This is a genomic window from Collinsella sp. AM44-11, from assembly GCF_003467145.1.
Taxonomy (GTDB): domain Bacteria; phylum Actinomycetota; class Coriobacteriia; order Coriobacteriales; family Coriobacteriaceae; genus Collinsella.
In genome coordinates this window covers 86,986-101,875 of record NZ_QSFE01000001.1, presented here as the reverse complement: position 1 = coordinate 101,875, position 14,890 = coordinate 86,986, and the positions used below count along the sequence as shown (strand labels likewise).

9 protein-coding genes are annotated in these 14,890 nt (G+C 61.4%); 4 read left to right on the top strand and 5 right to left on the bottom strand.

Annotation, left to right across the window (positions count from 1 at the left end):
- The first annotated feature begins 174 nt into the window (after positions 1–174).
- Both DW943_RS00470 and DW943_RS00465 read left to right on the top strand, forming a co-directional pair.
- On the top strand, positions 175–3,471 hold the full coding sequence (locus DW943_RS00470; RefSeq protein WP_117861872.1) for a 4-alpha-glucanotransferase: 3,297 nt from the start codon (positions 175–177) through the stop codon (positions 3,469–3,471).
- Between the two features lie 88 nt (positions 3,472–3,559).
- Positions 3,560–3,796 carry an FmdB family zinc ribbon protein gene (locus tag DW943_RS00465; protein WP_117861871.1) on the top strand — a complete coding sequence of 79 codons (237 nt, stop codon included), beginning with the start codon at positions 3,560–3,562 and terminating at the stop codon, positions 3,794–3,796.
- 62 nt (positions 3,797–3,858) lie between these two features.
- On the opposite strand, the gene DW943_RS00460 is transcribed toward DW943_RS00465, so the two are convergent.
- The 5 genes from DW943_RS00460 to gltX all read right to left on the bottom strand — a co-directional run bounded on the left by DW943_RS00460 (position 3,859) and on the right by gltX (position 11,174).
- Entirely contained in the window at positions 3,859–5,262 is a 1,404-nt protein-coding gene (locus DW943_RS00460; RefSeq protein WP_117861870.1) for an RsmB/NOP family class I SAM-dependent RNA methyltransferase, read from the bottom strand.
- Positions 5,259–6,179, bottom strand: a complete 921-nt coding sequence (gene fmt, locus DW943_RS00455; protein ID WP_117861965.1) for a methionyl-tRNA formyltransferase — start codon at positions 6,177–6,179, stop codon at positions 5,259–5,261. The genes DW943_RS00460 and fmt overlap by 4 nt, the downstream gene beginning before the upstream one ends.
- Before the next feature lie 327 nt (positions 6,180–6,506).
- Complete coding sequence (gene def / locus DW943_RS00450) at positions 6,507–7,043, bottom strand: peptide deformylase (RefSeq protein WP_117767144.1); 537 nt, start codon at positions 7,041–7,043, stop codon at positions 6,507–6,509.
- 18 nt (positions 7,044–7,061) lie between these two features.
- On the bottom strand, positions 7,062–9,488 hold the full coding sequence (gene priA / locus DW943_RS00445; RefSeq protein WP_117861869.1) for a primosomal protein N': 2,427 nt from the start codon (positions 9,486–9,488) through the stop codon (positions 7,062–7,064).
- Between the two features lie 210 nt (positions 9,489–9,698).
- Positions 9,699–11,174 carry a glutamate--tRNA ligase gene (gltX, locus tag DW943_RS00440; RefSeq protein ID WP_117861868.1) on the bottom strand — a complete coding sequence of 492 codons (1,476 nt, stop codon included), beginning with the start codon at positions 11,172–11,174 and terminating at the stop codon, positions 9,699–9,701.
- Positions 11,175–11,575: 401 nt separating this feature from the next.
- On the opposite strand from gltX, the gene metK reads away from it, so the two are divergent.
- Both metK and sdaAA read left to right on the top strand, forming a co-directional pair.
- Positions 11,576–12,856, top strand: a complete 1,281-nt coding sequence (gene metK, locus DW943_RS00435) for a methionine adenosyltransferase (RefSeq protein WP_117861867.1) — start codon at positions 11,576–11,578, stop codon at positions 12,854–12,856.
- 310 nt (positions 12,857–13,166) lie between these two features.
- Positions 13,167–14,774 carry an L-serine ammonia-lyase, iron-sulfur-dependent, subunit alpha gene (sdaAA, locus tag DW943_RS00430; RefSeq protein ID WP_117861866.1) on the top strand — a complete coding sequence of 536 codons (1,608 nt, stop codon included), beginning with the start codon at positions 13,167–13,169 and terminating at the stop codon, positions 14,772–14,774.
- Positions 14,775–14,890 lie beyond the last annotated feature (116 nt).

The following is a 14,890-nucleotide window of genomic DNA, read 5'->3' as shown; positions in this document are numbered from 1 at the left end:
CTCCAACCGGGCGCCCCTTCTCTGTTGATAGTTGGTAAAACGATTTTCTAGGACAACCGTTCGCCGATGGTAAACGGATGTTGTTTATACAGCCTGTGTACAAAAGATATACTTACATCCTGTGCGTAAAACCCATGGCCCGCAGGCCATGATTCTATTGAACTGGACCGTACTATGAGATTGATACACAACAGCCGTCTACCGCAGTTTCGCACTCCGTTTGGCGCTGTGACCACTGGAACTTCCGTTGCACTCTCGGTGATTTTGGAGGATGCCGATCCCAACCAGGCAACGCTTACGCTGCGCATCTGGGTCGATGAGGTCGGCGAGACCCTGATCCCAATGGAGCACGAAGGCGATGGCATTTTTACCGGCGAGCTCAAATGCACCGAGCCCTGTCTTATCTGGTACAGCTTTATCTGCAATATCGAGGGCCAGCCCGAGGTCCGCTTGGGCGCACCGCAGGGTCGCACCGGTGGCGAGGGCGTAACTTACGACTACGCCGAGGTGCCGTCCTTCCAGATTACCGTCTATAAGCACCGCGAGAACCGCCCCGCTTGGTACGAGCAGGGCATGGTCTACCAGATCTTCCCTGACCGCTACGCTCGTGACGAAAACTGGCGCGAGCGCACGCTGGCCGAGGTCGAAAAACCGCGCAACGGAATCCAGCGCCGCATGATCGAGGACTGGAACGAGCCGCCCGTATACGAGCGCGCCGAGGACGGCTCCATCAAGACCTGGGACTTCTACGGCGGCTCGCTCAAGGGTATCCAAAATGACCTGCCCCGCATCGCGGAGCTGGGCTTTACGGCCATCTACCTCAACCCCATCTTTGAAGCCGCGAGCAACCACCGCTACGACACGGCCGACTACACCAAAATCGACCCAATCCTGGGCACCGAGCAGGACTTTACGGAGCTGTGCGAGGCGGCCGAGAAGCTGGGCATCTCCATCATCCTGGACGGCGTCTTCAACCACACGGGCGACGACTCCATCTATTTCAACCGCTATGGCAACTACCCCGGCATGGGCGCCTGGCAGAGCGAGGATTCGCCGTGGCGCGATGCGTTTTATTTCCACGAGGACGGCTCGTACGACTGCTGGTGGGGCGTGGGCAACATGCCCGCCATCAACGAGAATTCTGAGCTGGTGCGCGAGAAGCTTCTGGGCAAGGACGGCGTGATTCGTAAATGGCTACGTGCCGGCGCTCATGGCTGGCGCCTGGACGTCGCTGACGAGCTTTCCGACGACTTCCTGGCCGAGATCAAGAAGGCCGTACTTGCCGAGAAGCCTGATGCACTGTTGCTCGGCGAAGTCTGGGAAGACGCCTCCAACAAGATCAGCTACGGCCATCTGCGTCGCTACCTACAGGGCTCCGAGTTGGACTCTGCTATGGATTACCCCTTCCGCGACATGGTCATCGGCTTTTTGATGGGCTACAAGAACGCCTACCAGGCAGCCGAGGAAATCGAAACCCTGCGCGAGAACTATCCCCGTGAGGCCCTGTCCTGCGCACTTAATCTGCTTTCGAGCCACGACCGTCCGCGCATTATCTCGGTGCTCGGCGGCGGCCCCGACGAGTCGCAGCTGCCCGAGTGCGAGCGCAGCAAATGGCGCCTGGACGAGAACTCGATGGGCCTGGCCAAGAGCCGTTTTTGGCTCGCCACGCTCATGCAGATGACCTTCCCCGGCGTGCCTTCGATCTACTACGGCGACGAATACGGCCTGGAGGGTCTAACCGATCCGGGCAACCGCCGCACCCTGCCGACCAAGGACCAACTGCACGACTTCGACACGCTGGCTATTGTCAAAAACGCCTCCGCCGTACGCCGCGCACTGCCGTTTATGATCGACGGCGAGATCAAGGCCTTCGCGCTCAACGACGAGGTGCTGGCATACAACCGCACGGGCAGGGATGGCGAGTCCGCGACGGTTATCATTAACCGTAGTCTGCGCAATTCGCACCGCGTGACGATTCCGGCGCTCGACGAATGCGCGAGTGACGTGATCAGCGGTCACGAGTGCGAGATCCACAACGGCACGGTCACGCTCGATTTGTATCCGCTGGGCTCGTCGATCATCTATCACCATGCCGAGCAGCGCCTGCAGGAGCCGCTCGATCACGGCGCGGGCGTTGTGTGCCATATCACCTCGGTACCGACCGATGACGGCAAGCCCGGTACGATCGGCGCACCCACGCGTCGCTTTATCGACCATCTGGCCGCTATGGGCATGCGCTACTGGCAGGTCCTGCCTGTCAACCCGACGGACTTCTTCCGCTCCCCTTACGCCGGTCCTTCGGCCTTTGCAGGTAATATCGACCTGCTGCCCGAAAGCCACGAGGAGCTGGCGGCCGACTTTGAAACTTGGAAGGCCCGTGGCGGCGAGGATGCCGATCCGCTGTACACCGCGTTTAAACATCGCAATGCCGATTGGCTCGAGAAGTACTGCGTCTACATGGCCGTCAAGAAATACTTTGAGGGCGAGTCGCGCCACGATTGGCCGGCAGATGTTGCGCGCTACAACGAGCACCTGATTGACGACAAGCGCTTCCACGACGAGGCCGAGCTTCAGGCGTACATGCAGTACCGCTTTGACCTAGCCTGGTGCGAGCTCATGAACTACGCGCACAAGAAGGGCATCGAGGTCATCGGCGATATTCCTATGTACGTGTCCGACGATTCGGCAGATGCGTGGAGCGAACCCGAGAACTTCTGGCTATCCGATACCGGCAAGGCAATCGAGATCTCCGGTGCGCCGCCCGACAACTTTGCGCCCGAGGGTCAGGTGTGGGGCAACCCGACGTTCCGCTGGGACCACATGAAGCAGAACGGCTATAGCTGGTGGATGGATCGCCTACGTCGTGCGTTCTCACTTTACGACCGCGTGCGTCTGGATCACTTCTTGGGCTTCCACAGCTACTTCAGTATCCCCGCTGGCAAGGCTTGCGCCGAAGGTCGCTGGCTGGCGGGACCGGGCAAGGACCTGTTTCAGACCGCCTATGACGAGCTGGGTCCGCTCAACTTTATTGCCGAGGACCTGGGCTATTTGACGCCCGGCGTTCGCGCCATGGCCTCGACCTGCGGCTTCCCCGGCATGGACGTGCTGGAGTTTGGCGACTACGACGTCCGTTGCGGCGTGCACCCTACGCCAGGAAAGATCCTGTATACCTCGACGCACGACACGTCGACGCTTGCCGGCTGGTGCACGCGCTCCTTTGCGGGTGGCGACGAACCGAGCGGCATTGCATTGGCAAGCGAGCTCATGGGCAACGCCCTGACAAGCGACGCTCCCCTGGTGATGATGCCGCTGCAGGACGTGCTGGGGCTTGGCGACGACACGCGCATGAACGTACCGGGCGTGGCCACGGGCAACTGGACCTGGCAGGCTGACGAGGCCGACGTTGCGGCCGCTGAGGGCAAAACCGCACAGCTCCTGCGCAACACGCATAGATTCTGGGGCGAAGCGTGATAAAACGCCCGATATAGGGTACAGTTACAGACGTTTGAATTTTTGCGGGCAGAGTAATCTGCCCGCTTTGTGCTGAAAAGGAAGTATTATGGCGCGCTACGATTACAAGTGCTCGAGCTGCGGCAACGTGTTTGAGGTTGAGCATCCCATGTCCGAGACTCCCGAGGTCGTGTGCCCGAGCTGCGGTGCCCCGGCGGCCAAAACGTTCTCGGCCAGCAGCATTAAATTTGAGGGCAGCGGTTTCTACAACACCGACCAGCGAAGCGGCGGCTCCAGCACAAGCGCCACGAGCGGTTGCTGCGCCAACTGCCCGCACAGCCACTAGAAACCAATCAGCCCCGCGACCGGCACCAATCGCGGGGCTGTTTCTTTGCGCTATGGATAGCTCTATGAGTTGCGCACCAGCCTGGCGCAGAAGTGGCCGTCGTAGGAGTCGGCGTTTACCGGCACGCTTTGGAAGAGGCCTCGATCGTTCTGGCGTACGGATACGAGCTTCTTGGCCTGATCGAACTCGGGGAGTTGCAGAATCTGCGCCTCGGAGAGCGGCTCCAGGCTAAAACCGGTGCCCTCGGGAGAGTTCAGGAACGCTTCCACGACCTGTGTGTTCTCCTCGTCGAAGACCGAGCATGTCGCATAGATAAGCTCGCCACCAGCAGCCACGCGCGCAGCGGCTTCCTTGAGCATCGTCAGCTGCAGCTTGGGCAGCTCAACCGTCACATCCTTTTCGGTCAGGCGCCACGGGATCTCGGGATGACGACGCATGGTTCCGGTGCCAGAGCACGGCGCATCGATAAAGACTGTGTCGAACTTAACCGGCTCGCCAAGCATGGCATCAAACGATGTGAGCACCTCATCAAGCTCGCAAGCATCACCAGAAACCGTACGAACGCCCTGAATACCGGCCTTATGCAGGCGAGCGAGATTCAGATCGCACTTGCGATCATGCAAATCGAGCGCCGTATGCTGACGCTCATAGCCCGCACGCTTGGCCTGGCACATCATCACATAGGTCTTGGTGCCACGACCGGCACCAATCTCAAGGCAGCTTCCAGGGCACGTGGCAGCTGTGGCGATGAGCTGGGCGTTAAGATCCGAGGCCACGGCAGCAGCGCGCTCAAATACGCCCGACGAAACGGTAACCTGGGCATCAACCGGGGCATGACAGCCCGGGAAGACAGGCGCGACGAGCTGCGAGATATACGGATCGGGATTAGTCGCAAAGGCGTTCTCATGCAGAGCCAGCGGCGCGGGCGCCAGATTGCCGGCAAAGTTGAGCGCACCCTCTGGCGTGTCGAAGGATGCCATAATGCGAGCGCACAGCCAGCGCGGCAGACCCATCAGACGCGACAGACGAACCAATCGTCGCTCAGACTCATTCACATCGGACGCCGTAGCAAAGTCCTCAACGTTATCCGCAACCTTATGCAGTACAGCATTGGCCAAGCCAGCGGCAGACTTAGCACCGCAGCGAACCAGCTCAACACCCTGACTTACGGCAACGCGGCCAGGCGTATGCAGATAGAGCATCTCGAAGGCCGAGATACGAAGCGCCATGCGAACGCGCGGCGCGACCTTTTTGGGTTTATCGAGAAACTGATCGAGCAACTCGTCCAAAATACCCTGCGTGGCGGCAACACCGAGCGCCAGGCGAGCGGCAAACGCAGAATCGCGCTGGTCAATGGCCTTGGCCGATGCGCGAGAGGACAGCACGTCGCGCGCATACATGCCGCGGCGATCGGCCTCCATCAGCACATCGAGCGCAAGCTTGCGCGCGGGAGACAGCTTGCTCATGACAAAACACCCCAGATAAGATCGGCACCCTGCAGGCCAGCAGCCCAAGCAGAAGCAGTCATAGCACGCTTGCCATCAGGCTTAACCTCGAGCAGTTCAACCGAGCCATCAGAAAGGCCCAGGTAAACACGCTTGGCCTTAACGAGAACCTGACCCTCGCCGAGCGACACATCAGCCGCCGCAGCATCGAGCACACGCACGGTCTTGCCGGCAATCACGCAACGAGCAGGCGCGGTATCGGACGAAGCCAGCACATGACGCACGCAATCAAGCGCCGCCATGTGCGGATCTAGACGCATCTCCTGCTTGGAAATCTTCGCAGCATGGGTGACAAGCGACTCATCCTGCTCGATCCACACCGCCGTACCATCGGCAAGCGACGGTAGCGTATCGGCCAGCAGCTTACCGCCAAGCTCACCAAGCTCCATCGTGAGCGCCTCGGCATGCTTACCGGCAACCGACGTAGACGCCTGGGCACAATAAGCGCCGGTATCAACGCCATGTCCAATACGCATGATAGAAACGCCAGCAACCTCATCACCAGTAAGAATCGCACGCTGAATAGGAGCAGCCCCACGCCAGCGAGGCAGCAAGGACGCATGAACATTCACAATACCAAGCGGCGCCATATGCAGCACCTCATCGGGCAAAATGCAACCATAAGCAGCCACACAGAAAATGTCAGCCTGGGCAGCCTGGAGCACCTCAACAACCTCAGGCGTCATACGATTAGCCTCAACAACAGGCAGACCAAGCTCGAGCGCCTTAGCCTTAACAGGAGACGGCTCCAGCTTCTTACCACGCCCACGAACAGCATCGGGACGAGTAATAACGAGCGCAACCTCATTACCAGCAGCAACAAGCGAAGTCAGCGAAGGCACAGCAAAATCAGGCGTACCCATAAACACAATACGCATAAAGGACATCTCCCCTCAACCAAAGCCGAGACGGCTACAAAGAGCAGCGGAAAGCCAAATCACCAGCCCATCCGCAATAACATTTCAACAAGAACAAATATACCCAAAACCAAAGAAAGAGCCGCAATAAAAGCAGCTCTTTCAGCAAAGCACCCATCAGCGAAGACGCCCATCCCTGGCCCGACGGCACCCGGGCGAACCGAGCCAGAACAACGCAGTCCCCGGTGCTGAGCGCCCACATATCGTCCCGCGCGCAGTTTCGCAGCAAAGCGAGAATGTTTGAGCACGGGATGATATGTGGGCGCTCAGCACCGGGGACGGTGGGCCCTACTCCGTCTCGCCCGGTCGAGCGCCGCGGGCCAGGGCGTCCTGGTACTCCTTGACGGCCTTGAGCCTCTGCATGGGCTTAAGGCGCTCGAACATGGTGTTGCCGTGCAGGTGGTCGATCTCGTGCTGCAGGCACACGCAGAACAGATCGCCCGAGGCCTCATAACGAATCAGGTTGGCGTCCAGATCATACGCCTCGACGACGACATGGTCGGGACGCTCGATCTCGCAGCTAATGCCAGGGATGGAAAGGCAGCCCTCGCTAAAGGGCACCAGATGGTCACTCTGCTCAACAATGACGGGGTTAATGAGCACGTACGGGTCGTAGTCGTTCTTGTCGCTGTAGTCGCAGTCGATGGTGACGAGCTGAATAAGCTCGCCGATCTGCGGAGCAGCCAGGCCGCAACCGCCGTTGTCGAACATCATCTTCTTCATCTTCTCGGCAAGCGCCTCGATCGCCGGGGTGATCTCCTCGATCACGGCGCACTCCTGACGCAGGCGAGGGTCGGGCGACAGTACGATTCCGTTGGCTTCCATGGCCATCCTTTCGGGTTGTTACATCAAATCATAGGCATCGACGTCAACGCTCACGCTCACGCCGCGCACAGAGCCCACCTCTTTGAGGCAGGCGTCGATATCATCAGAGACATGGTACCCCACAGGCGACTTCACAAGCAGATGGAAGCGGTAACGGTCCTTGGCTCTCTCGATTACACACGAAGCCGGGCCCAGCACCTGCGGCAAGGCACTCCCCGCCCTCAAAAAGTCGGGCGCGGCGGCATGCCAGCGGCGCTTAAGAAGCTTTGCAATGCGCCCAATGTAGTCCTGCGCGTCATCCGCGTTCGCCGACCACACCAAAATGTTGACCAGACGCACGAACGGTGGATACAGGGCGTCGCGGCGCTGGTCCAAGTCGTAGTCGGTAAAGATCGAACGGTCGTGCTTAGCGACGGCGCGAATGACCGGATCCTCGGGCAGGTAGGTCTGGATGATCACCTCACCGGGACGATCGCCGCGACCGGCACGGCCCGCCACCTGTTCCAGCAGATCGTAGGCGCGCTCCCCTGCGCGGAAATCGGGCAGCTTAAGGGCGAAGTCGGCATTGACCACGCCCACGAGCGTGACCTCGGGAAAATCGAGACCTTTAGCGATCATCTGGGTACCCAGCAACACGGCGCAATCCGCCGCATCGAACTGCTCGAGCAGCTTTTTGTGCGCATCCTTGCCACGCGTGGAATCGGCATCCATGCGAATGATGGCAACGTCCTCGGGAAGCAACTGGTGCAGAGCGTCCTCGATCTGCTGCGTGCCCAGGCCCATTTTTGCCAGGTAGCGACTGCCGCATTTGGGGCAACGGCTCGTGGGCGCGGGATACGGCTGCACGCGCCAAGACGAACCGCATGTGTGACACTGCAGCGTGTGTGTGCGCTCGTGATACGTAAGCGCTGTGGAGCAGTGGTTGCAGGTGGGGACGCAGCCGCACTCGCGGCACATCAGGAATGGCGCAAAGCCACGGCGGTTATGCAGCAACACGGCCTTCTCGCGGCGCTCGACCACACGCTCCAATCCCTCCATCAAGGGTTTTGAGATCATGGAGCGGCTGCCGTGCGAGAACTCGCGACGCAGGTCAGCAATGCGGACCGTAGGCAGCACGGCGTGTCCGGGGCGCTCGGGCATCTCGACACGCGTCCAGGTGGCACCGTTATACATGCCGCGGCGGCAGCGGTCGAGGGCCTCGGCAGAAGGCGTGGCCGACCCCAGCACGAGCGGGCAGCGATAGCGGCGCGCCATCTCGGCTGCCACCTCGCGCGCATGGTAGCGCGGACTGGACCCCTGCTTGTAGCTGGTCTCGTGCTCCTCGTCAATGATGATGAGGCCCAGGTCGCCAAGCGGGCAAAAGAGCGCCGAACGTGCGCCGACGACCACGCGGGCGGAACCGCTGGCAACCATGTCCCACTGGTCCAGGCGCTCGCCGGCCGAAAGACGCGAGTGGAAAACCGCGACCGTCTCGCCAAAGCGGGAGCGGAAGCGGCCGACGGTCTGGGCTGTCAGCGAAATCTCGGGTACCAGCACGCAGGCAGAGCGGCCAGCCGCGAGCACGCGCTCGATGGCGGATAGATAGACCTCGGTTTTGCCGGAGCCGGTGACGCCGTCGACCAGCACCACGTCGCCATGAGCGTCCAGACGGGCGCGCTCAATCTGCGCGAGTGCCTGTTGCTGGCCACTGGTAAGGGAGACCGGCGCTTTGCCGCTTGCCGAGGACAGCGTGGTCTGCTCGCCGCAGCCACGCCAGGCGCGGCGCTCTTCCACCACCACAACGCCGCGTTTTTCGAGCGCCTTGATGGTCGCCGACATGCTGTTATAGAGAAGGTTGAGGTCGCGCGTCGTGACCGGTCCGCACTGGAGCGCCTCGATGAGTTGGCGCTGGCGGACCGCGGTCTTGGGTGGCGTGTAGTCAAAGCCTTCGGGCGTAAGCATCACCCAGCGGTTTTGGATGGGTTTGACGGCTGGACGTTCAACCGTCCACACGCCGTCGTCGCCCTTGACCACACGCGGGCTGCCGCCCGGTGGCAAAAACAGGCGCAGGCACTCGGAAAGCGTTGCGACGTACTCGTGGCTCATCCAGCGTGCGATACGGGCGGCTTCGGCGGTAAAGAGCGGTTTGCTGAGGATAGCCTCGACGGCTTTAATACGCGCGGGGTCGAGGGCGTTGTTACCCTGCAGGTCGCCCAGCTCAGGCGCAATATCAACGATATAGCCCGCGGCGGCACGGTTACCAAAGTGGACCAGGACCGTGGATCCGATCTGGACCTCGTTGGCAAGGGACTCGGGGATGCCGTAAGCAAACGGTTCCGACAGCGCACGGGTGGGGATGTCGAGGACCACGCTCGCGTAGGCGGCGATGGGTTCGGGTGCAGGCTCGGGCTTCACCGGAGTCTCCTCCGGTTCCGGCGAACCAAACAGCGACAGTTGTTGAGCCATACACCACCTCTAACGAACGGACCTGAAAGGGGTGGGACAAAATAATCAGTAGAGTTTGTCCCATGGCCGATACGAGTGTCGAGCTTGTTGCGTCACTCGAACATGGGACAAACACTACTGATTATTTTGTCCCAGCAACCCACTCATCGGTACAGAAACAAGAGCCCCGCTCGGGGGAACGGGGCTCGGATACATGCGTTTACGCGTCTGCTACAGCGCCATCGTGCGGGCGCGGTCGATGCGTGCCAGGCAGTCGTCGCGGCCGACGAGCGCCATGGTCTCGCCCAACGGGGGGCTCACCATGTTGCCGCAGACGGCGACGCGCACGGCCTGGAACACCACGCGCTTCTTAAGGTCCATCTGCTCGGGCAGCGGCTCAAGCGAGGCGTCGATGGTCTCGGCAGTCCACTCGCCCACACCCTCAAGCGCGGCCTTGGCGGCGTCCAGAATGGCACCCATGCCCTCCTTGGCCAGGCCTTTGTTGACGGACTTCTCGTCATACTCGAGTGTCTCGGCCGTGGCAAAGATGGGGGCGGCGACGGTCACGGCGTCGGCCGGCATCTTGGTGCGCGGCTTGACGATGGCGGCAAGCGCATCAATCCAGTCCTCGCCGTACTCGACATTACCCTCGATGAGACCCGCCTCGTGCAGTTCGGGGACCATGATCTCGTCGGCAAACTGGGCATCGGACATGCCGTTGATGTACTCGGCGTTGACCCAGTCGAGTTTCTTGGGGTCGAAGGTCGCCGGGTTCTTGGAGATGCGGTCGAGCGAGAACTTGCTGGCCAGGACATCGCGCGGGATGATTGTGGTCTCGCCGTCGAGCGACCAGCCGAGCAGCGCCAGGTAGTTGACGAAGGCGTCGGACAGGTAACCGGCGTCGCGGTACTCCTCCACCGAGGTGGCGCCATGGCGCTTGGAGAGCTTCTTGCCGTCGGCGCCCAGGATCATGGAGATGTGGGCGAACGTGGGCACAGGCGCACCGAGGGCCTCGTAGACCATGACCTGACGCGGGGTGTTGGACAGGTGGTCGTCGCCGCGGATGACATGGGTGATCTTCATCATGGCGTCGTCGACGACGGTCGCAAAGTTGTACGTGGGCGTGCCATCGGAGCGGAAGATGACAAAGTCGTCGAGCTCCTTGGCGTCGAAGGTCACCTCGCCGTGGACGGCATCGTGGATGACGACGTCGCCGCGGTCCTCGGGTACCTTGATGCGCAGGACGTAGGACTCGCCGGCCTCGATGCGACGGCGGGCCTCCTCGGGATCAAGGTCGCGGCAACGGCGCTGATAGCCCTGGAAGGGGTCCTTGCGCTCCTGCGCGGCCTTGCGATCGGCGTCGAGCTGCTCCTTGGTGCAGAAGCAGGGATAGGCCTTGCCCTCGTCCCAAAGCTTCTGGGCAGCCTGCTTGTACAGGTCCAGGCGCTCGGTCTGGGCGTAGGGGCCAAAGTCTCCGCCCACCTCAGGACCCTCGTCCCAGTCCAGGCCCAGCCAACGCATGGCGCGCAGGATGATCTGCGTGTTCTCGTCGGTGGAACGGGTGGGATCGGTGTCGTCGATGCGCAGGATGAACGTGCCGCCGTTAGCACGGGCGAAAGCCCAGTTATAGATAGCGGTGCGGGCGCCGCCGATGTGCAGCTTGCCCGTCGGTGAGGGTGCAAAGCGGACGCGAACGTCTGATGCCATGGAAATCTCCTCGATTGCAGGATGGATGTCTAACCGCATCAGTATAAAGCATCAAAGCAACCTCCGCACAAAGGGCACCGACCAGTCATTGGGGACAGACTTAAATGACCATTCGTTGGGGACGTTCTTCGAAGCTAACTGAACAGGAGTGTCCCAAACTGCCGTCACTTGGGGACGTTCCTAAACTGCCGGCAGAAAAGGACCGTCCCCAAGTGCCGACACATAAGGAACGTCCCCAGGTGCCGTAAGAGTGTTCCTATTGGCTGGTCATTTAAGTCTGTCCCCAATGAGTGGGTGCGGAAAGGGTGTGAATGTTTGATTTACGCGCTATGATGTGCCCTTGCATAGAGAGCCCAGCGGAATGGTAACGGTCGCCGGGACACGTTTTTGAAAGGACAATCATGTCAGAAGAACTTCGTTCCATCTCACCCCAACACGGGTCCTTTGTATTTACGTCGGAATCGGTGACCGAGGGCCATCCCGATAAGATCGCTGACCAGATCAGCGACGCCGTACTCGACGCAATCCTCGCCAAAGAAATAGAGCTGCAGGAGCAGGGCTATATTGCGCCCAACGGCGTGCCCGCCAACGTGGAAAACGTCCGTTGTGCCTGCGAAACCCTCGTGACCACCGGTACCGTCATCGTTGCCGGCGAGATCCGTACCCAGGCATACGTCGACGTGCAGGAAATTGCCCGCGGCGTTATCCGCCGCATTGGCTACAACCGTGCCAAGTTCGGTTTTGACTGCGACACCTGCGGCGTCATGAGCCTTATCCACGAACAGTCACCCGACATCGCCCAGGGCGTCGACGAGTCGTTTGAGACCCAGACCGGCGCTACCACCGACCCGATCGACTTGATCGGCGCCGGCGACCAGGGCATGATGTTCGGTTACGCCTCCAACGAGACCAAGACCTTAATGCCCATGCCGCACTACCTTGCCAGCCGCTTGGCCGAGCGCCTGGCAGCCGTGCGCCACGACGGCACCCTGGCCTATCTGCGCCCCGACGGCAAGACCCAGGTCACCGTGCGTTACGAAGATGGCAAGCCCGTCGAGGTCACGACCATCGTCATCTCCACGCAGCATGCCGCCGAGATCGAGGACATGGGCAAGATCAAGGCCGATCTGATCGAGCACGTCATCACGCCAGTCATGGCTGCCGAGAACATGCCGTGGGACAACGCGGACATCTACGTGAACCCCACCGGACGCTTTGTCGTGGGCGGGCCTATGGGCGACACGGGCCTCACCGGCCGCAAGATCATCGTCGACACCTACGGCGGCTACGGCCGTCACGGCGGTGGCGCCTTTAGCGGCAAGGACTGCACCAAGGTCGACCGCTCCGCCGCGTATGCTGCGCGCTGGGTCGCCAAAAACGTGGTCGCCGCCGGTCTGGCCGACCGATGCGAAGTCGAGCTGGCCTACGCCATCGGCGTGTCCAAGCCGCTGTCAATCATGGTCGACACCTTTGGCACCGCACATGTTGCCGAGGACAAGATCGTCGAGGCCGTCGAGAAGACCTTCGACCTGCGCCCGGGCGCAATCATCCGCGACCTAGACCTGCGTCGCCCCATCTACGAAAAGACGGCAGCCTACGGTCACTTCGGCCGCGAAGACGCCGACTTCACCTGGGAAAAAACCGACCGAGTCGAAGAACTCAAAGCAGCCTGCGGCCTGTAAGCTAGCGGCAAAAGCTACAGCCAAATCGAAACGCACCAAAAGAGGTACCGGACCAACCGGTACCTCTTTTTTATTAACCGGTGGTGAAGATGAGCCGACCTGGGACGCAGAATAGGTTCCCAGCTGATGAATTTTGCAGCAAGCGTGCCCCTACCATGTATCCTAAGTTCCGAGGGCTTTGGTATTTGGTCGATCGCGAGTTCCGCACGAGCCGGAGGCCACTTAATGTGGCCTCCGTGCGAGCCAGGACTGTAGAGCAGGCGACCAAATACCAAAGCCCTCGGAACGACGGGATAGAACAGGAGCGCATATGGCAGGCAAGCCGCAAACACTAGCTACGACCTCGGCATTCGAGATCTTGGGGCCCGTCATGGTCGGCCCCAGCTCATCGCACACCGCCGGCGCCCTGCGGTGCGCCCAAGTTGCCGCCAGCCTGCTGGAAGGCCGCATCACCAAAGTCACCTTTGGCCTGTGGAACTCCTTCGCCCACACCTACCGCGGCCACGGCACCGACCGTGCGCTCGTCGCGGGCATCCTGGGCCTCGACACCGATGACGAAAACATCAAGCAGGCCTTTGACCTCGCACGTGAGCAGGGCCTCGAATATCACTTTGACATCAAGGGCGACGACGCCTCCATCCACCCCAACACCGTCGACATCGACATGGTCGACGACACGGGCGCCACGGCCCAGGTCCGCGGTGAGAGCCTGGGCGGCGGCAAGATGCGCATCAGCCGCATTAACGGCGTCGGCGTCGACATCTCGGGCATGTACTCCACACTCTTCGTGGCGCACTACGACGTCCCCGGCGTGCTCGCCGCGCTCACGAACCTGCTCGCCTACGCACACGTGAACATCGCGTTCTGCCGCACCTACCGCACCGAAGTGGGCGGCCAGGCCTACTCCGTCTTCGAGACCGACGGCGCGCCCGACGACACCGTCGTCCCCATGCTCCGCAAACTCGACAATGTCGATTACGCGACCTTTATCGAGCTCCCCGGTTCTGCCTCGTCGCTCTCCCCCGGTGTCTCGGCAAAGGAGATCTTCGACGACGGCGAGCAGCTGCTCGATGCGTGCGCCGAGCTCGGCCTGAATATCGGCGCCGTTATGGCCGTGCGCGAGGCGCGTCTGACCGGCGAGGCCCACGCCGTCGCCGCCATGCGCCGCGTGCTCGACGTCATGCGCGAGGAGACCACGACCCCCATCGTCAATCCGCAACGATCGCTCGGCGGGCTTATCGGCGGCGAGGCTAAACTCGTCGATGCCACCGGCCGCAACGATTTGAGCACGAGCCTGATGGGCACCGTTCAAACCGACGCCGTGGCCCGCGCGATGGCCGTGCTCGAGCGCTCCGCCACGATGGGAGTGATCGTCGCCGCTCCCACGGCAGGCTCCGCGGGTGTCGTGCCCGGCTGCGTGCTGGCGCTCGCCGATCACCTTCAGCTCGACGACGAGCAGGTCATGGACGCGCTCTACTGCGCAGCCGCCATCGGCCTCAACCTCACCACGAGCGCCTGCGTCGCCGGTGCCGAGGGCGGCTGCCAGGCTGAGGTAGGAAGTGCGGCCGCCATGGCAGCCGCCGCGCTGGTGCAGATGCTCGGCGGCACGCCCGGGCAGGCGCTCGACGCCAGTTCCATCGCGCTGAGTAACTTGCTGGGCCTCGTTTGTGACCCCGTCGGTGGCCTCGTGGAGGTACCCTGCCAAAACCGCAACGCCATCGGCGTGGCAGCCGCCTTTAGCTCGGCGCAGCTTGCACTTGCCGGTATCAAGAGCCTGGTGCCGTTTGACCAGATGGCGCACGTCATGCTCTCCGTGGGCCACGCGTTGCCGGCCACGCTGCGCGAGACGGCAAAGGGTGGCATCGCGCAGGCTCCGGCCGCACTTTCGGCCTGTGCAAAATGCGGTGTGTGCGGATAGCGACAAAGAAAGACTCGAAGGTGGGACAAATGTCCCACCTCTTTTGAATGCCACCGTTTCCTTACCACAATCAACTAGGTAATCGCTATAATGCAAGCCCAGTAAAAACACGATGA